This is a genomic window from Paenibacillus phytorum (assembly GCF_013141715.1).
GTDB lineage: Bacteria > Bacillota > Bacilli > Paenibacillales > NBRC-103111 > Paenibacillus_E > Paenibacillus_E phytorum.
On sequence record NZ_WHOA01000203.1, the window covers coordinates 1 to 21,094 of the forward strand.

11 protein-coding genes are annotated in these 21,094 nt (G+C 46.6%); 9 read left to right on the top strand and 2 right to left on the bottom strand.

Going from position 1 to position 21,094, the window contains the following annotated elements; translation table 11 throughout:
- Nucleotides 1-266 precede the first annotated feature (266 nt).
- A complete protein-coding gene (locus tag GC098_RS29000) occupies nt 267-2,285 on the bottom strand; it encodes an S-layer homology domain-containing protein (RefSeq protein WP_171646760.1) in 2,019 nt (672 codons plus the stop codon).
- A 468-nt stretch (nt 2,286-2,753) separates the two neighbouring features.
- On the bottom strand, nt 2,754-3,281 hold the full coding sequence (locus GC098_RS29005; RefSeq protein ID WP_171646762.1) for a hypothetical protein: 528 nt from the start codon (nt 3,279-3,281) through the stop codon (nt 2,754-2,756).
- A 426-nt stretch (nt 3,282-3,707) separates the two neighbouring features.
- Here GC098_RS29005 and GC098_RS29010 point away from each other — a divergent pair, with 426 nt between their 5' ends.
- From GC098_RS29010 to GC098_RS29050, 9 genes are all read left to right on the top strand, one after another.
- Nucleotides 3,708-8,060, top strand: a complete 4,353-nt coding sequence (locus GC098_RS29010) for a DEAD/DEAH box helicase (RefSeq protein ID WP_171646764.1) — start codon at nt 3,708-3,710, stop codon at nt 8,058-8,060.
- A gap of 167 nt (nt 8,061-8,227) precedes the next feature.
- Complete coding sequence (locus tag GC098_RS41335) at nt 8,228-10,528, top strand: AraC family transcriptional regulator (protein ID WP_171646766.1); 2,301 nt, start codon at nt 8,228-8,230, stop codon at nt 10,526-10,528.
- A gap of 183 nt (nt 10,529-10,711) precedes the next feature.
- A complete protein-coding gene (locus GC098_RS29020; protein WP_171646768.1) occupies nt 10,712-13,357 on the top strand; it encodes an exo-rhamnogalacturonan lyase family protein in 2,646 nt (881 codons plus the stop codon).
- 48 nt (nt 13,358-13,405) lie between these two features.
- A complete protein-coding gene (locus GC098_RS29025) occupies nt 13,406-14,464 on the top strand; it encodes a glycoside hydrolase family 88/105 protein (RefSeq protein ID WP_246359036.1) in 1,059 nt (352 codons plus the stop codon).
- A gap of 167 nt (nt 14,465-14,631) precedes the next feature.
- Nucleotides 14,632-15,597 (top strand): ABC transporter permease, encoded by a 966-nt coding sequence (locus GC098_RS29030; protein ID WP_376773973.1) that lies wholly within the window; start codon nt 14,632-14,634, stop codon nt 15,595-15,597.
- A 60-nt stretch (nt 15,598-15,657) separates the two neighbouring features.
- A complete protein-coding gene (locus GC098_RS29035; protein WP_171646773.1) occupies nt 15,658-16,539 on the top strand; it encodes a carbohydrate ABC transporter permease in 882 nt (293 codons plus the stop codon).
- A 132-nt stretch (nt 16,540-16,671) separates the two neighbouring features.
- Entirely contained in the window at nt 16,672-18,228 is a 1,557-nt protein-coding gene (locus GC098_RS29040; protein WP_171646775.1) for an extracellular solute-binding protein, read from the top strand.
- Nucleotides 18,229-18,303: 75 nt separating this feature from the next.
- Nucleotides 18,304-19,503 (top strand): oligogalacturonate lyase family protein, encoded by a 1,200-nt coding sequence (locus GC098_RS29045; RefSeq protein WP_216625460.1) that lies wholly within the window; start codon nt 18,304-18,306, stop codon nt 19,501-19,503.
- On the top strand, nt 19,500-21,086 hold the full coding sequence (locus GC098_RS29050; RefSeq protein ID WP_171646777.1) for a sulfatase family protein: 1,587 nt from the start codon (nt 19,500-19,502) through the stop codon (nt 21,084-21,086). Before GC098_RS29045 ends, GC098_RS29050 begins: the two co-directional genes overlap by 4 nt.
- Nucleotides 21,087-21,094 lie beyond the last annotated feature (8 nt).

Sequence of the window (21,094 nt, forward strand, 5' to 3'; positions counted from 1 at the left end):
TAATACAGGGAAAACCTACCGTTAATTTGGTTTTTTTCTAAAAAAGTTTAGTTTACATGGAAAATCTCCCGTTATTTCAGAGGTTTTCTCGCTGAATAGCGATTCCCCAAAAAATTAGAGGGAGGTTTTCCAGTTAGATGACTGTTTAGAACAATTAACGCCAAATTAACGGGAGGAATTCCTGTTAGATTTCGCTCCGTATCGGAACAAAAAAGAGGCCGCTCCCAAGGTTTTAACCTTTTGAGTCAGCCTCTTCTTTTCGCATATTATTTGATCGTGATGGAGGTTACGAGCTTGTTAACACCTTTTAGCTGGATAAGATTCCCTTCCTTAAATAAGGCCAAGTTGCCCGAAAGCGTGACACCAGAGGATACCTGATAGATCGTTGTTTGTTCCCTACCATTATTGGTTTGAGTGATAGAAATCGTTGCAAGTTCACCTTGGGTATTGAGGGTAGTTCCCTTTAACTTTCCTAAAAGATCAAATGGTAAATTCGCATCGATCATTTTGGTCACTTCAATGTAAATGACTTTATTGTCCGAGGTGCGGATATCGACTTCATCGCCTACTTTTAAATCAACAGCTCTGACCTTCACGCCGTTCCGATAAACAACGACATCCGGATGAAGTGTGAATACAGTTGTAACTCCCGACTTCGTGAGCTTCAGTTCATTGTTGCTCACTACGGCGCTTACTGTACCGTTGTTTGTAATGGGTTGAACCATTTTGGTCACTTCAATATATATGACTTTATTTTCGGTCGTGCGAATATTGACTTCGTCTCCAACTTGCAAATCGGAAGCATTGACTTTCAACCCATTGCGATAAACGATAACATCCGAGTGAAGTATTAACTCAAATGTAACACCTGACTTTTGGAGCTTAAGCACGTTATTGCTGACAACTGCGCTAACTGTCCCGCTATTCGTAATGGCTTGTGCCGTTTGTGTTACTTCAATGAAGATGACTTTATTATCGGATGTGCGAACGTTCACCTCATCGCCAACTAGCAGAGAGGAAGCATTAACTTTCACGCCATTCCGATAAATGACCACATCTGGATGCAGGGTGTATGAAGTTGTAACGCCTGATTTCGTAAGCTTCAGCACATTGTTACTAACGGTCGCGCTAACTGTCCCGCTGCTTGAAATAGGTACAATCGATTTGGTGACTTCGATGTAGATGACCTTATTATCCGAAGTGCGAATGTTAACTTCATCACCAACTTTTAGGTCATACGCACTCACTTTAATGCCGTTGCGATAAACGACGACATCCGGATGAAGCGGTAGTGTAGAGGTAGTTCCAGCTTTTGATAGCGTCAATGTATTATTCGTAACTGCCGCACTTACAGTGCCGCTGTAGATAATGGATTGCACGGCATTGGTTACTTCAATGAATACAATTTGACCATTAAATGTACGTACTTTCACTACATCCCCAGCTTGCAAAGCAGATGCGTTTACTTTGGCCCCGTTCCGATAAATGAAAACATCTGGATGCAGAGGATAAGTTGATGTTGTGCCTGAACTCGTGATACTAAGCGTGTTGTTGGTAACAACCCTGCTTACAGTTCCATTTATCGTGTTATTCCCTTGTTCTGGCAATTGACCGCCCGTACGATCTAGCAAAGCTGCGAGCTGAGCCCGTGTTACCGGTTGATTTGGCCTAAATGTGTTGTCTTCGAAACCATCAATCAAACCTTTCTCGATGGCAACAGCTACATACCCCACAGCGCCTGCAGGAATTTGTTTCGCATCTTTAAATGGCAGCGTCGTGTTCATTTTCGCTTTCGCCTGAGCTTCTAACTTCAACGCTTTAACTAAAAGCGTCGTTGCCCAAAGCCGGTCACCTTCCTTTTGAGGCTGAACCATATCGTCATTTTCCGAGAACAAATCATTTTCTAAAGCTACTGCTACATAACCGACTGCCCAAGAAGGAACTTTATCAGCATCTTTAAAATTAAGATGAGTGCTCATTTCTGCTGATGATTCGGCTTGGCTGCGCAGTCCCATCAAACGAACGGCAGCCGTAATCGCTTCGATTCGGGAAACCGTATTATGAGGTTTAAAGGTACCATCCTCATACCCTTCAAACACACGCTTGGATGCTAAGCTCGCGATATAGCGTATCGCCCACTCCGCACTTTGCAAATCGTCAAAGGTAAGATGAATCTCAACCTTACTGTCATCTTTTTTATTTCCATTGTCTTTGGCTAGAACGGCTGTGCCGCTTCCCATGATCATAACGAAAGCAAGACCCGTCGCTATTACTTTTCTGAGCATCACGCTTCACACACTCTCCTTCTTTATTTGAATACTACATGTATCAGAAGAGTTCGTTGGTATGGTTATTTTTAGGAGGGTATCCTTTTATTTTCCATAGATAAACTTTCCTTTATCAAAAGAAGCTATGGACAGATTATCGTTTTCGTATGAAGATGGAAGCTTACTTCCTGATAAATGAAAAAATAAAAGAAGCCCCCCGAGAAGAGAAGTGCTTAGGCATCATTTTTTATTATTTTACTTAGATCATTGTTAATCTGATTGAAAATAAGGCGGTGAATACGAGCATCATCGTCAATGGTAACATGTGAAGCACGAAGTCGAACTCGGCCTTTACCTAAACAATTCACCGTTCTTATTGTCCCACTAGCAGTTCGCAGAAACTCTACAGGTTTACGTACCGCTCCCGGGACGTCTTGAAAACCACAGGAAATCCCATTTACAAGAGGCGTGCAGGGTATCGTCTTATCAAGACATAGGGATGCTGACAGTATTATTTTGAAACCAATTCGTAATTACACTCCCCCGGGGCACATCTCTAGGGTTCATCAAAGTATTACTAATACCAAATACAGGATCAACGAGTCCTATAAAATTTGGAGTTTTTTTTGTTACTTTCGATAATCTACATGCGGCCCAACCACCAAAGGAATGACCAATGATAGCCAAATAGCTTGGGTTCAAAGTTCTTCTATTGATTTCCCGAACCAGATCGTTAACCAATGGGAAAAACAGAGGATCATTACTATGATTGATATTCCAACTTCTATGAAATATGTTATCAGGATTTACTCCATAAGCTGATCTAAGCCTGTTTCGCAATATACCCCGTAATCTGGTCATACCATTTTTAGTACCACCACGAAAACCACTAATACAGACGATAACTACATCACCTGATTTATCATCAGGAGGTAGTACGCAAAATGTCCCCAATCCCCCAGGGTCGAACACGTTGACAACTGTATTTAATTGAATTGTTGCATAGTCACTCATCCCAGATGGTTTAAATATATCCCCGTAATAGAATGATCGGTTGCACTGTCTATGCGCATAAGAAATCTGATGTTGACGCCACTAGTTACTTGGATATCGAACCATCCTGTTTCACACGAATTTATAAATTCAAAGAATTTACGAAAGTTATTATTAGGGACTGGGAAGTTCCTTGCAACAGCGACTCGTGGATTTAGTAAAGGCTTACTTATACCCGTGCGTCTTCGTCTAGCGATCAATTTTTTCAAAGAGCTTGCACACCCCTTAATAATTTGATGCTGTATAATATGGGACATCCTAAAAGGGGGAACAGGGTACATGCGGAAAATGCGCATGATTATTCATAACTGTCATATTCCGTACCGCTGGCGATGACCCTCACAATATGCTATGTTGGAAGAAATTGTGAGCAAGGGAGCGAAGGCAATGAAGGACATAGCGCAGGATTTATCTCATTTTCATCCCATTCTGAGGTCTTGGTTTGCTTCTCGTTTTGGTGAACCTACGGATGTTCAGAAGCAGGCGTGGAAACAAATACGTTCTGGCACTCACACTCTCATCTCTTCCCCAACAGGCTCGGGTAAAACACTGGCAGCATTACTGCCTTGTTTGGACGGTGTTCTTAAAAAGAAGCAGGAACTTGAGGACATTTACACAGCCGGTGTTCGCGTGCTTGTCGTGACACCTCTCAAGGCGCTGAATAATGATATTCATGATCATTTGATTCATTTTATGGCAGAAATTGAGGAGACAGCTTCCTCTTTCGAAAAGGAAACCGCCTGGAGGGGACTCACGATTGGGGTTCGTACCGGCGATACCAATCAAAGCACTCGGGCATCGATGCTGAAACAGCCGCCAGATCTGCTGGTGACCACGCCAGAATCGTTGTATTTGCTGCTGACTTCTCCGCGCGCGCGAGAAATGCTAAAAAGCGTGGAACAGATCGTCGTCGACGAAATCCACGATCTGGCAGCGGACAAGCGCGGTATGCACTTGTCGCTCACGCTGGAACGGCTGAACGCGTGGTGCGGGCGATCCGTCCAGCGGATCGGCGTGTCAGCCACGCAAAAGCCTATCGAGCGGGTCGCTCGTTATCTTGGCGGCTGGGAAGCTGACCAGCCGCGGCATGTAGCTATTATCGAGAGCAAAGCCGAGAAGCAGTACGCACTTCAGGTGACGATGCCGGAACCTGCGCGGGCTGGGGCTGATAAAGAGGCGATATGGACGCCTCTTGTGGAGCGCCTGCTGCAGCTTATGGAAGGCTGCAGCACAGTGCTTATCTTCGCAAATAGCCGAAGGCTTTGCGAACGACTAACCTTGCGACTCAATGACCATGTCGGTCATGAGATCGCGAGTAGCCACCACGGCAGCGTCGCCCGCGAGAAGCGGCTCGAGGTCGAGCGCTTGCTCAAGGCTGGCGAGCTTCGCTGCCTGGTTGCCACGTCGTCGCTGGAGCTCGGCATCGACGTCGGTCATGTCGATCTGGTGATCCAGATCGACTCGCCTTTCACCGCTGCCGCAGGCATCCAGCGGATCGGCCGGGCCGGCCACGCCGTCGGCAGCGTCAGCCGCGGCGTGCTGCTAGCGCGCAGCCGCAGCCTGCTGCCGGAGCTTGCCGTGCTCAGCCGGCGGATCGCGGCGCGCGACATCGAGGCCATCCGCATCCCGCGGGGCAGCCTTGATGTCCTCGCGCAGCAGCTCGTCGCCATGGTAGCCATGGGCGACGAGCTGGATGTGCCGCGCCTAGAGCGCCTGCTCGCGCAGAGCGACTCCTTCCGCGAGCTGCCGCGCGAACGCTGGCTCGCGATGCTCGAGGTGCTCGCAGGGCTGTACCCCTTCGTGCGTCCGCTCATCGCATGGGATCGTGAAACCGGCCGCTTAGAACGGTTGGCGGCCACACAGATGGCCGCGCTCACCGGCGCGGGCACAATCCCTCAGAGCACGGCCTATCCCGTGCATCACAATGAAACCGGGCTTCACCTCGGTGAGCTGGATGAAGAATTCATCCACGAGTCGTCTGTCGGCGACGTGTTTCAATTGGGTACGGCTTCTTGGCGTATCGTCCGCAAGCGTCCAGAGCGCATTTATGTCCAGGAAGCCGACAACCGTTACAGTGAAGTCCCCTTCTGGCGCGGGGAAACCGGCGGAAAGTCGTTTGAACTCGGCGTTCAAACGGGTCAATTATGGCGAGAGCTGCGTGATCGGTTGCAGCCGCTTCCTCACACGCAAGCTGATCTTGACGTCCAAGACTGGCTCATGGATCATTTTCACTTTGATTCGGAGGCTAGCCAAGCTCTCATCGGTATCGTTCGCAATCAAATCGCTGTAAATACAGTCCCAACAGATACAACGGTTGTCATAGAAACTTTTGCCGATGAAAACAATCAAACACACTATATTTTGCACAGCCTATTCGGTCGCAAGCTGAACCGTACTTGGTTAATGTCCATGGATCGGCACCTTAAAAAAAAAGGGCTAACCGCTATCTATACCAATGCAAAAGACAATGGCATAGAGCTCATTTTCCCCAGCTTCCAGGAATCGATTTTGCATGCCATCATGTCCATCTCTACTATAGAAGCGGAACAGTTCATCATTGAAGCTGTAGCCGAATCTGGGATGTTTGGTGCAGCTTTCCAACGACTGGCAGAAACATCCTTACTACTTTCCCGCAGCTTCACACGTATCCCCGCTTGGGTTAAGCGACTGCGTGGACAAGAACTCATGAAGGAAGCTCTACCATTCAAAGAACGCTTTCCTTTGTTTCAGGAAGCCATGCGAGAATGCCTGGAAGAGCATGTCGATATTCAGCATCTTCAGTGCATTTTAGAAGCTATACATACAGGAAGTATTCAATTTGCCGTTCATCGCAACCATTTCCCATCACCGCTGGCTGCGCAATTTAAGTTTGACTACGTGTCGCAGAAATTATATGAATCCGATGCGTTAACGCAGGATTTACAGGTTGAATTACTTGGCTTTAGCCGCCAAATGGCAGCCGATATTTTCGGATCTGAAGCGATCCGCAGCGCCGTTAGCCCTCAAGTCATCGAGGCAGAGGAACATAAACTCGCTCTGACGGATGAACCGCTAGCCTCTGCCCAAGAGGTGTTTCGTTATTTGAAAGAACGTGGCGATTCCTCTTTGGATGAACTCGTCAAGGCTAGTTCAGCCTCTCATACAATCGTTACAGCATGGATCAATGATCTCCTTGGGCAAGGCAGGACAACAACAGCTTTCTTTACGAAAGAGACCCGCTATATCTGCAGTGATGAATTAGAGTTCTATTCTTCACTCTCGGATTCTATGGTTGCCAAATCGTTTGTGTTTCAAAGATTTGCAGACGGGAAGCTCTCTTTCACAACAGAAGAGTTGACAGCCCGCTTTGAGGTGGAACTTGCCGTTGCAGCTGATTGGATTCAGAGCGCCGTTCAAGATGGTACGTTAACTGTCGCACCTTTTGCCGATCCAGAAATCGAAGAACTGTGGACGAGCAGCAAGGTAGCTTCCCGATTAATTCGTCTGTCCCTTCAGTCCTATCGACGTAGTGGCGAGGCTGTATCCCCTCTCACCTATATGACGCATATGCCGCTTAGGCGCAAACTCGCAGATAGAACTGATGTTCCCGGAATGGAACTGCTTCGCGAAATTATTGAGGATTTGCAAGGCTTCTTCCTGCCCGTCTCACTTTGGGAGTCTGTCTTATTTCCGACGCGTCAGCTTTCATACCGCAAACAAGATCTAGACACCTTGTGCTCTTCAGGTCAAATTGTTTGGATAGGCCGCAAAGAGCCCGACGAAAAGGAAGGCCGCATTGCCTTCTTTCTGGCAGAAAGCAGCTCTCTGTATGAGCCCTGTCTCACTATTGCAAACCAAAGACCAGCCTCATACCCTGAGCTTCTTAGCCTTCTGCAGGAAAAAGGGGCCATCTTTCTGAGCAAGCTGGGTATTGAAACTGGGCGGGCTCCCTCTTCATTGTTAGAGGAGCTGCTGCAATTAGTGTGGGATGGACAGGCTGCCAACGACCAGTTCGCTCCGCTTCGACTACATGCCGCAGGAGCTTCTAAGAAACCGGATAAATTCCAGTCAGGCCTTGGACGTTGGTATCCTCTCGATTCCCTGCTTAGCCCTGCCTTCGATAAGCAATCGTCCGCTATGCAGTGGACGCATCATCTGCTGGAGCGTTTTGGCATCATCACCAAAGATCTCGTATCTACTCACTGTCCGTTTCCATGGGAAGCCATTCAGACAGCGCTTCGTCAGTTGGAAGAATGGGGTCTTGTTGTCCGCGGGCTATTCATTACTGATTTACATGCTCTGCAGTTCGCATCCAAAGAATTCATCACTCGTCTGTACCAGCAAGCAGGTAACGCTTCCGAGAGTCAACATAAATTCACGCTTTTAAGTGCTATTGATCCGGCTAATCCCTTTGGACTAATTGTCCCATGGCCTGAGATTTCTGGCGTTTCATTTTCCCGTAAAAGCGGTAATTACTTAGCCCTCAAAGGCAGTGAGTGGTTGTATTGGATCGAGAATAATGGCAAGCGGATTTATCAACTTGCACCAACAGCGAACCAAAATAACGATAAAATGACCATCGTCCACGAGTTAAAAAGTATGTTTCGCCAGTTCCTTAAACAACATCAACTACGTAAAATCGTCATCGAAACTTGGAACGGTGTACGTATCGCAGAGGCGCCCGAACAGGAATATTTGAAACTTCTAGGCGCAGAAAAAGACCGCACCAGCTTAGTTCTTTGGCCAAGCCAACTAAGCTGAGTACGGCCTACTCTTACCTTCTGCTTTGAAAATATGATCAAGAGTCAATTCTCGGTTGACCATTCACATGGTATTATATGAAGGAACCTTTTATTGCTGAAGGGTTACAGCTGCAAATTATCCATATCCGTATAGGTTTAAAAGAAGATATCAGGGGGAATTAAATCGTGTTCAGAAGTAAGCGCTTCCGAGACAATTGGATTTTAATTCTGATCATCTCCAGTATTCCCGGACTTATCTTCGGCGGTGTGATTTATTGGTTTGCCGGCGAGCGTCTTGAGAACGAACTGCTTCAGATGCATAATAAACAGATTCAGTTGAGAGCAGCCAATATTGACGAACAGTTCTCTTACTTGGAGACGTCGGTTATGCATTGGGCATTCGATCCAAGCTTCAGTTACTCATTAGCGAGTTTAAAACTATCGCGTGATTTCGAGATTGCTCGTAACATGACACAGACACTAGCCAATATGAAAGGCGCCAATCCACTGGCTGCGGAAACAGAATTGTTCTTGGAAGGGGCAGCGCCCGTGCGGTTTCATCCGCAATACGAGGCATTAACCAGTGCCGTACAGATCGAAGGATACAGGAATTTGCTCGCCATTGATAAGAAGGTTTTCTGGTCCCAGCATACTTCGGAGTCCGGACTTCCGCGTGATAATTCATTGTCGTTAATGGTAAAAATACCTGAAACTAACGAGAACCCGTTTGGGGTCATTGCGGTTCGGATCGACACCGCGAAGGTCGCCAAATTGCTGCAAACGTTAGCCCCTTATAACGACGGGGGTACGTTTCTGCTGGAGGAAAATGGCGATCAATTGCTGTCTAGCTCAGGGAAAGAACCAGCATCGCAGCTAGATGAAGCTATTAAGAGAGAGGTACTTACCAGTAAGGCGAAATCAGGCTCATTCCTGTTTGATTGGAACCAAACGACGTACACGGTAGCCTTCGGCACCATGTCGCGTGTCGGTGCTTCTTGGACTTATGTCACTGCGTCTCCGATTAGCGCAATTACCAAGCCTGTCGTTTTTATTTCCCAATTGGTCTTGACGCTAAGCATCGCGATGCTGCTGCTCGCGTTCGTTTTATCTTGGCTGGCTTCACGGCGCATCTATTCACCTATCGCACAGTTAGTCAACTTGCTAACTGGAAAGACAGGTTTAGCGGCGCTCCGGAAAGAACAAAATGATGATTTTAAGATCATTGAGAAAGAATGGCTGCATTTGACTAGAGAGAGTATGACGCTTCAGAATAAGCTGGAGGAGCAGCTCCCTCATCTCAAGGAAGGCTTCCTGCTTCAACTTGTTCAAGGGTATCTCTACTCATACTCCGAGCAATCTCTTCTGGAGAGAATGCGCAATTTCGGCTGGTCAGTGGACAATAGGCAATACGCCATGCTGTATATTCAATTGAGCGGGTTTGAAAACTTAGAGGGGCGCTTCTTGTCCGGTGATGAAGGGCTTGTCACTTTCGCTGCTGCCAATATTACGAAGGAGCTCGCATCGAGTCGTTTCGATCAAGCGGAAGTGTTGAACTTTCACGATTTGTCGATCGGTATCCTCATCTTCCTTCCGGATGAAATTGAAAAGCCGGAAATAATCAAAACGTTCAGTCAAGAACTGGCTCAAGGGATTCATCACACGCTGAAAATGTACGTATCGGTCACGATCGGCAATCTCGCTATGTCTGTCATACATGTGCCCTCTCGCTTCGAGGAAGCGATGCAGGCATCAAGCAGACGCCGCTTCGAAAGCCGGAACCAAATTATCGACCTGGAATCACTGGATGAACTCGAGAAAGAGAACCACGAAATTCATTATCCATTCGCGCTCGAAAGAGCGATAATTCAGGCTATTCGAATCGGCCAGAATGAAGAAGCGAAGCAGCTTATTCAGGCTTTCATGGAAGAACTGCTCGAACGCGGAGCCAAGGTGATCGACATTCAGCAAGGTAATCTCCAATTACTCGGTAGTATCTTGCATGCTATACGACTTTCGAACTTGGATCCAAATCGAATATTTAAATCGGCTAATTTATACGAACAACTTATGCAAATCGGGGACCCACAGAAAATGATCGCCTGGTTCCATGATAAAGTAGTGAATCCATGCATGGTGGAACTGGAATCGCGATCCGACGTGGAAGTGAAAAGAACTGTGGAAACTGCGATGATTTATCTTCAGAACAATTACATGAAGGAAATATCTCTGGACAGCTGTGCCGACTACGCAGGCACGAATACGGTTGCGTTAAGCAAAGCGTTCAAGCAGGTCAGCGGTAAAAACTTTATTGACTATTTAACCGAGCTGCGTATTGAAAAAGCGAAGGAGCTTTTGCGTGACACGGATATGAAAATCAACGATATTGCCGAAAAGGCTGGATATCAGCCAAGCTATTTTAACCGAATCTTTAAGAAACAAGAAGGCATAACACCAAGCCGATATCGGGAGTTAAACAGAAATGAATAGCTTCATCCCGCAAACCGCCTGCAATGGCGGTTTGTTTTTTTGTTTTGAAAAAAAGTCTTAATCCCGCAAAAAAGTGAAATGTCCCGTCATGTATGGAGTTAGAAAGTGTAGTTGAAGGAAATTCACATAGAAACTAATCTTGAACCAAGACCTAAAACAAATTCGGAGAGGGGTAAAGAAAACATGGGAGAGAAAAAGCAACTCCGCGTGCATTGGTTGGAGGAAGAACTTCCAAACTCTTGCGGTGTTACATGGGGAGTACCTTGGCACATAGGTGAATTAAATCGGTCGCAAGCTGGCACTTTCACTCTTATTGATTCGTCAGGAAACCCGCTCGCGCTTCAAAGCTGGCCAACCGCTTATTGGCCTGACGGCAGCGTGAAATGGACAGCGCACGCCGCATCGTTCGATAAGCCTGAAAGTGAAGGTTATACACTACAAGCCGCCGATGAACAGTCCATAACAATCCATGCGAGATCCCGTATGAAGGTTACTCAATCGGCTGATGAAGTGACCGTCGATACCGGAGTCATCCGGTGTATCGTCGGAAAACAAGGAAAGTCATTCATCCGCGCTCTATATCACGGGGAGAAGCTGATCAGCTCGGATGGTTCACTCGTCTGTATTCGCGAAGAACGACGAACGACATCAAGCGGGCGTCTTTATCAGGAAGAATCGTTTCGTGGCAAGGTCACATCCGTAACGATCGAACAGGAGGGCCCTTCACGGGTCGTACTCATGGTGGAGGGCGAGCATATCTCCAAGAAAGCCGACCGTTCTTGGCTCCCCTTCCGGCTGCGTCTGTATTTCTATGCAAACCAAGCATCAATTCGGATTGTCCACACCTCATTGTTCAATGGAGATCCACAAGAGGACTTCGTGAAAGGGCTTGGCATCTCTTTTGCTTTGCCGCTGAAAGCCCCTCTTTATAACAGGTACGTTCGTTTCGCTGGCGATACAGGCTTTTTCAGTGAATCGCCCCGGCATTTGTCGACATGGCGGACGAAGGGCGTCTACCTGGACATGTTCTGGCGTCAGCAAGCTGGGGAAGCGATTGCATTTGATCATGAGAAAGATGCGAAATTCAAAGCGCTGCTGGATGATTCCGCTGCCTGGGACAGCTTTAAGTTGACGCAGCTTTCCGCCGACTCCTATTCTATCGTCAAGCAAACATATAAAGAATGCAGCCCAGTGAAGGCCGTCAGCGGTAACCGTGCGAAAGGGCTTGTATATGCCGGTGACACTCACGGCGGGCTTGCAGCAGGGCTTCGCAATTTTTGGCAGAAGCATCCATCGTCTTTGGAAGTAACCGGTATGACGACAGATGAAGCCAATCTAACACTCTGGTTCTGGTCACCAGATGCCGCAGCTATGGATATGCGTCATTACGATACGACAACGTATGTGGAATCCGCCTATGAGGGATCGGAAGAGCTGCGCAGCACACCATATGGAATCGGAAATACGAACGAGCTTATGCTGTGGTGCTGTGATGGGACACCCGCTGCTGCCGACCTTGCAAACATGACTAGCCATATTCAAACCCCGCCGCAGCTCTTATGTGAGCCTGCACGTTATCATGATACGAATGTTTTCGGTATCTGGAGTCTGCCTGACCGCAGCACGCCTGCCAAAGCTTGGATCGAAGATCAACTCGACGCCTGTTTGAGCTTCTACAAGCAAGAGGTTGAGAGGCGGCGGTGGTACGGTTTCTGGGATTATGGAGATTTCATGCATACGTACGATCCCGTACGGCACGAATGGCGATACGACGTAGGCGGGTTTGCCTGGCAGAACACCGAGCTTGTGCCGAACATCTGGCTTTGGCTCTCGTTCTTGCGGTCGGGACGTGCAGATTTGTTCCGCATGGCGGAGGCCATGACGCGTCATACGAGTGAAGTGGATGTCTATCATCTCGGAGAATATGCAGGACTCGGTTCTCGGCATAACGTCGTTCACTGGGGTTGCGGATGCAAGGAAGCGCGTATCGCAATGGCTGGTTTGCACCGTTACTACTACTTCTTGACAGCAGATGAACGTATTGGAGATATTTTGGAGGAAGTGGCCGATGCTGATTTCGCCACCGTCGGAATCGATCCGATGCGAGCCTATTTCCCGAAAGATGAACATCTTACGCACGTGAGGAGCGGTCCAGACTGGGCAGCTTTTAGCTCGAATTGGATGTCGCAATGGGAACGCTTTGAGAATTCGAAATACCGAGATAAGATCCTGCAAGGGATTAAGAATTTGAAGTCCGCACCGTTCCGGCTCTTATCAGGCACGACATTCGGATACGATCCGAATACTGGGATTCTTACCCATATCAGCGACGGCAACTACGGATATCATATGGTCATTTCCTTCGGCGCGCCGCAAGTGTGGATAGAGCTTTCGCAACTTCTCTCCGATCCTGAATGGGATGACATGCTCGTAGAATTCGGGGAATTTTATTACCTAGAACCTGAGGAAAAGTTAGCCCGAACGAATGGAGACATCGATCATAATAAATTCAGCTGGCCGATGTTTGCGGCATCGATGGCGGCTTACGCAGCCAACCGACGCAGTAATGCTGCTCTGGCTGCGATAACATGGCGGATCATGCTGGAGAATCGTCTGCCGGGGGGCAGCGAGGACGCGACGCGAACCTATCAAGTGCCTGAGCACGCGTATGTCCGACCTATTCAAGAACTGCCGAGCATCACGACAAATGTAACGTCGCAATGGTCCTTGAACGCGATCATGTGCCTGGAGCTAATCGGGAACGAACTGCCGACGGAGCTGAATGCTGAATATCTGAGCGCTTCCTATGCCGCGGATCAGAAGAAATAATCGATGCAGTCTAAGATTTCAAATTTCAATGTTCGAGGAGGAACTGTTTTGAAATACGTAACGATCAATGAAACGAATATTAAACAAGCCATCGAGCGGCTAGTAACCAGAACGTTTCAAATGGATATGACATGGGATTGGCCTGCCGGAGTCGCTTTCTACGGCGTAGGCCAAGCTTATCTGGCTACTGGTGAATTAAAGTATTTGGATCAATTGCAAACGTGGATCGATGAGCAGTTGGAGGACGGCATTCCTAGGTTAACTGTCAACGCGGTATCCATTGGTCATACATTGCTTACACTGTACGGTCAAACCAAATCGGAACGTTATCTGGATATAGCGGTCCAAATGGCGGAGTTCTTGAGAACAGATGCGGTACGATTCGCGGATGGCGTGTTTCAGCATACCGTATCGCAAAATTACGATTTCCCGCAGCAGGCTTGGGTCGATACGATGTTTATGGCCGGATATTTTCTCATCCGCATTGGCACTTTACTTGAAAGAAACGATTGGCTGGAGGATGGCTTACTGCAGTACCATGCACACGAGCGCTTCTTGCAGGATCGTGAAACAAATCTATATGTTCACGGTTGGGATCATATCGCCCAGAACAACATGTCCGCTGTCTATTGGGCGCGTGGCAATTCATGGGCAGCTTATACGATGTCGGAAGCGCTGCATATCGTAGAAGTCACACATCCGTCCTATATGAAAATGTACGATTCGCTGCGTGATCAACTTAGCAGCATCGTCCGGCTCCAATCTGATCATGGGCTCTGGCACACCGTGCTGAATGATCCGACCTCTTATGAGGAAACATCGGGCTCTGCGGGACTTGCCGCCGGATTGATTCGATATAACGAAGCCATCGGCGCCCCTATGTACAATAAGTATATTCAGAAGGCCGTGCCTGCCATATTATCGAAAATTTCGAATAACGGTACAGTGTTGGACGTTTCGGCTGGAACGGCTGTAATGAAAGACGCCGACGGCTACAAAGGGGTCGCTCATGAACGGATTCAAGGCTGGGGACAGGGACTGGCATTAGTATTCCTCTCTTCGCTTCTGAAGTACAATTGGTTGAAATACATTTCACAAACCGAGTAAAGGAATGTTCAACCCATTCCCATGGCGATAATACTTTTTTTCTAACTTCATACTTTTTTAAGAAAGCGGTTTCAAAATAGTGTTGTTGTCAGAAATTTTTGAATCTTATAGTGTTTAACTTACAAAGCCACAAGCTAAAATTTCAATTGCGAAGGAGTGAGAACATGATCAAAGCATCTGATGCTGAACAGCACATCGTGCCTGTCCGAGCCGTAAGAACTTCCAAGCGAAGCACGCTGATAGCTAAAGTATTAAGAGATAAATATTTGCTGCTGCTGCTTCTGCCGGGATTGGCCTACTTTATCATATTTAAATATGTTCCAATGTGGGGGGTCCTGTTAGCCTTCAAAAACTATCAGCCTTATGTCGGTTTTTTAAAAAGCGAGTGGGTCGGACTAGATAATTTCAAGCAATTTTTTCAAGATCCTGTCTTCTTCAAATTGATACGAAATACGCTTTTGCTTGGTTTATATGATATGGTGTTTTTCTTCCCGGCGCCAATCCTACTGGCGGTATTGTTAAACGAAGTCCGCAAATCTTTTTACAAACGTTTTATTCAATCGCTGATTTATATCCCGCATTTTATTTCGATGGTTATTGTTGCAAGTATTTCCTATCTTCTTTTGACGACAGAAGGTGGAGTCATCAATGAATTCATGCTGAAGGTATTCGGGCATAAAATAGACTTTCTAACAAGTGAAGACTGGTTTCGTCCCATGATTATCACACAGAGTATTTGGAAAGAGATGGGTTGGGGAACGATCATCTTCCTAGCAGCGCTTGCGGGCGTAGATCAAGAGCAATATGAAGCGGCCATCGTCGATGGAGCAAATCGATTTCGCCAGCTCTGGCATATTACGCTGCCAGCTATTCAGGGAACGATCATTGTCGTGCTGATATTGCGAATGGGTCACTTTATGGACCGTGGGTTTGAACAAGTATTATTAATGATTAATCCGTTAAACAGGTCGGTTGCTGAAGTGTTTGACACGTATGTTTACACAGCGGGGATCATTCAAGGCGCTTTCAGCTACAGCGCGGCAGTAGGGCTATTTAAAGCCGTTATCGGTGTCATTCTCGTTTTTACAACGAATTATTTAGCCAAAAGGGCTGGACATTCCGGCATATTCTGATCTTTGCGTATGCTTACGAAGTCAGTTTTGCTATCGCAAAACTCTTAGGAGGAGAGTACGATGAACACACGTCATTCGTCTATAGGCGAAAAATTGTTTGATATCGCCAATTATTTGTTTCTTGCTATCGTTGCCCTTGCCATGATCCTTCCGGTCATGTATATCGTGGCGGGATCGTTCGCAAGCGATCTCGAGATAGGAAGCAGATCCTTTTTCCTCATTCCCAAAGATATCACATTTGATGCCTATAAATTTGTTTTTAAAGATAATACGTTACCGCGAAGTTTGGGAGTATCCGTATTTATAACCATTGGGGGTACTCTTGTAAATCTTTTCTTTACCTTTACGATGGCCTATGCTTTATCGCGGAGCCATATGATTGGCAGAAATGTCGTCATGAACATGATCATCTTCACGATGGTGTTTAGCGGTGGGATTATTCCTACTTATCTGGTTGTGAAAAGTTTGGGACTATTGAACACCTACTGGGCGGTCATGCTGCCTGTCGCGATCAACGCTTTTAATTTGATTGTTATAAAATCATTTTTTCAAGAAATCCCTAACGAACTGATTGAATCGGCCCGAATTGATGGGTGTAACGATATTGGTGTGCTGTGGCGGATTGTTCTACCGCTTTCTAAACCAGTTATCGCAACATTCGCTCTTTTCTACGCTGTTGCACACTGGAACGATTTCTTTAATGCGCTGATCTATCTATCAGACGCCAAGAAGTGGCCGATGCAGGTGCTATTGCGGCAAATTGTACTTATGGCAACGGGCTCGCTAGAAATGGGAACTTACGATCCTACTTACGTAAAACCTCCGGATCAATCGATTAAAATGGCAATCATCGTCGTGGGTACATTACCGATTTTGATGGTTTACCCGTTTATTCAAAAGTATTTTGCTAAAGGGGTTTTAATTGGCGCGGTAAAAGGTTAATCGTTTTCGATGTGAAGGGATTATTTTCGGATTGTCGCAGCATCGGTTCAAGACCGGAAAGGCATTGACGACAGGTGCTTGCTTCATCATATACAAATACATTTTTGATTTGACAAAGGGAGGCAAAAGAATATGAATTGGGATAAAAAGAAAAAACCATTGTATGCAACAACTAGCGTGTTATTAGCAGTTACAGTTATTGCAGGGTGCAGTTCAAGTACTGACGGGTCTAAAGCGACAGACACAGCTAAGGCCACCGCAGGAGCGACGACGGCAGCAGTAGAAAAGCCATTACCAATCAGTATTATGTTGAAGAGCTACTACAATGATACGGCTACCCCGGAAAGTAAAGTGTGGAAAAAAGTAGAAGAATATACGAACACGAAGCTGGATTTTCAATTTGTTCCTGATGCAAGCTATAACGATAAACTGAACATAACGCTTGCTTCCGGTTCGATTCCTTCTCTTTTATTTGTAAATAACGCGAAATTGCCTGCTGTTGCCAACGCGATCAAAGGAGGCGCATTCTGGGAAATAGGCCCTTATCTCAAGGATTATCCGAATCTTAAACAAGCGAACCCAACTGTTCTTAACAATACGTCGGTAAACGGTAAATACTATGGTCTCTATGTATCCCGCCCGATCGGACGTATGGGGATAAGCTACCGTAAGGATTGGCTTGATAATTTAGGCATGCAGGAACCGAAAACTATTGATGAGTTTTACAATATGTTAAAGGCATTCTCCAAAAACGATCCCGATAAAAACGGCAAAGACGATACGTATGGCATGGTCGTAACCAAATATGCTGGCCCCTTTGATATTATGCAAACTTGGTTCGGGGCTCCGAATAAGTGGGCTGAGAAAGACGGCAAGCTGATACCCGCCCATTTGACCCCAGAATATATGGAAGCACTCAAATTTTTCAAAAAACTGTATGATGAGAAGTTAATCAATCAAGATTTTGCGGTATATGATTCGGCGAAATGGAATGATCCGATTATTAACGGACAAGCGGGTGTGGCGGTTGACGTCACAGAACGTTCCTATCAAATTGAAGAGAAAATGAAACAAGTCAATCCTAAGGGCAGTATTGATTTAATTGGAGCAGTAAGTGGCCCTACTGGTCTTCATAATCAACCGACAGCTGGACACAACGGCATGTTCCTCATCTCGAAATCCAGCGTTAAAACAGAAGCTGATCTGAAGAAAGTGCTTACTTTCTTGGATAAAACCAACGATAAAGACATGCAAGCGTTACTCAACTTTGGTATTGAAGGTGTTCATTATAAAGTGGAAGACGGCAAACAGGTTATTCTTATCGTTCCGACTGACCCTATGGCTCCTGATATTAATAACAAGAATATGAATCAGATCTTATCTTCGATTCCGTATATTATACCTGACATGTTCAAACCATCTACACCGCTTCGCACGAAGTCGGTCGAAGTGCAAAAGGCAAATGAAAAAATCATTGTTACAAATCCCGGAGAACCCTTTACAACGGCAACCTATACGCAAAAAGGCGCGCAGTTGGATCAAATGGTGGAAGACGCACGAATTAAATTTATTGTCGGAAAAATCGATGAAGCCGGCTATAAAGCCGAAATGGATTTGTGGAAAAAGAGCGGTGGCGATGACTATACGAAAGAAATAAGTGAAGCTTTCGCTGCAAGTAAGGCTAAATAAGGTAAGTACGTATGCCTACTTTTTAAGGATAAGGTCCAGTCGCTCAGTGGGACTGGACCGAAAGGAGCGATTGCGATGACAATGGCAAGATCCAGAGGCGGTAAAGGAACGGTTTGGCCTTCGGAACGGCGCAGCTATACAGATTTGATAACGGGTGTAACCGTAACTCAGCTAACGAATCACTGCTCGCACAGTCACCATATCTATTTTACGAATAATGGCTTCTATGGAGATGGGAAGCTGCTCTTTGGTTCAGACCGCGAGAATGTTACCAATCTGTACAGCATGGATCTGCACGATGGCGTGATTACCCAATTAACGGATTTGGAACGCGGTCGTGAATCTCGGATTCAGGGTACCTTTCTTCATCCAGACGGACATGAGGCCTATTTCTACTATGACAATTCGATTATGGCAATCGACCTGGGAACGATGGAAGAAAGGATTCTCTATACGATTCCACAAGATTATAAATTCGGCAGCTTGAGCTGCACCGCAGACGGGCAGTGGTTATGCTTCGGCCTGAACGAGGATTTAACGGACCGTATCGCGATGGATACCAAGAACGGTTACTTGGGTTTTGAGGAGTATTTCGGTGCGAAGCCGCACTGTATGATTATGGCAGTTTCCCCTGTCGATGGGAAAGCGAAAAAGCTTCATGAGGACCAGCTGTGGATCGGCCACGTCAATACATCGCCAACGCAAGCTCATCTGTTAACATTTTGTCATGAAGGGCCCTGGGAACAGATTGATCATCGGATCTGGGTGCTGGATATCGAAACGGGACGTTACTGGAAGGTAAAGGATAAGCAGCCTAATGAATATGTCGGCCACGAATATTGGCTGTCAGATGGCATTCATATCGGCTACCACGGTTTTACCAATTCTCTTGAGGATCACACCGGGAAAATAATTGGGGCTGTCCTTTTTGATAACAGTCATGTCCAGCAGTACGAATTTCCTTTTCAAAATATGCATGTACATTCAAATGATCTATCGCTTGTTATCGGTGACGGTCAGCAAACGAGCGCTTATCATGGACAGCAATTCCAGGATACGCTGCAGGTATGGCGGAATGACGGATCCGGGTTTAAAGGTCCACGTATACTATGTAAGCATCGTGGAAGTTTCCATTCGCAAATTCTTCACGTTCATCCGAGGCTAAGCCCGGACGGTAAGCATGTGCTATTTACGAGTGATATGTCGGGATATGGTAACTTGTACATGGTCGACATGCCGGAATTCGAATCTTTACCCGAGATGCCTGTTACATGAAGACACAACCGAACCTACTTCTCATCTTTACGGACCAGCAGCGGTGGGATACGTTGGGGGTTTACGGAAATAAAACGATTCAAACCCCACATTTGGATCGATTGGCGCAGGAAGGGGCCGTATTCGAAAATGCGATTACCCCTTACCCTCTCTGTGCTCCTGCCAGAGCCTGCACGATGACGGGGTTTGCCGCGGGAAAGACGAATGTGTTCAACAACGAATCAGCCCCTGCTATTGCCGCCGATGAGTCGATTGCGGCTTATTTGTCCAAAGCAGGCTATCACAATCAAGCGATCGGAAAGATGCATTTTACACCGGATGAGCAAACGTATGGCATGGATCATCTCATTTTATCGGAAGAAATGAGGGGCGTACGTACGGCTGAACGGATACAGGATATCCGTTTTGATGATTATGACCGATATCTGATGGAGCATGATGCCTGGGGGTGGGAGAAACCTCCAGAGATCGGTTATAACGAGCTAAAGCCGCTTGTGAACGGCCTACCCAAAGAGCTTCACATCACACAATGGTGCGGGGATCGAACGGTAGAGTGGCTAAAAGCGGAAAGACCCTCTAACAAACCATTTTTCTTATGGACGTCGTTCGTCAAGCCTCACGCTCCTTTCGATTGTCCTTCACACTTGACGGATTTATATGCTCCGGAAGAAATGCCGAGGCCTTGGGTTTCCGATAAGGATGGAACGTCGAAAAATCCTTATTTGAAATCGCATCGTCAAGCAATGGAAGCCGATCTGTACTCGGAGCACGCTAATCTCACAAACAGGGCTTATTATTATGCCAATATTACGTTTATTGATGAACAAATAGGTCGGATCATGCAAACGCTAGAGGAAGAGGGGCTGGCAGATCATACACTCGTTATTTTCACATCGGATCATGGAGAACTTCTCGGCGATCACCGATTATGGTTTAAAAACTTAGGGCACGAGGGCAGTTTGCACATCCCGATGTTAGCATGGTGGCCCGGCGTTATTCATCCGGGTACCCGCTGTGATGAATTGACTACCCTGCTCGATATTTTCCCTACTCTGGTTAATCGGGCCAGTGAAAATCGCAATTACGACGGAAGGTCTGGTTTGGATCTATTGGAACTCCTCACGGAACCTTCCTCGGTTCGCCGAGATATCGTCTGTTCTGAATTCTATGTGGCACCTAACTATATGCTCCATGTCCGCAGCAAAGAGTGGAAATACCTCTTTTATCAGAATGGCGGTTACGAAGAGCTGTACAATCTCCTAAGCGATCCGCATGAGCTTATTGATTTGGCGGATGATCCAGACTTTCAGCATGTTAAAAAAGAGCATCAAGAGGAAGCTATTCGTTGGGTTATCGACTATGGAAATCCTGAAATTGCACTCGATGAAACAGGGTTTAAGTTGAAGGTGATTCCTTTTCAACCTCAAGAAACCAAAACGAACCCAAGGCCGTTCTCTCGAATGCCTTGGGATTCCAGAGTTCCGCCTTCGATGCTTCCTGAACAGCAGCGCTCCTGGTTTTGGAAAGCGTTGGGCGGAGATTGGAGCAGCCTTATAACCTTGATTGGATCAAAAGATAAGTAATTCACCAG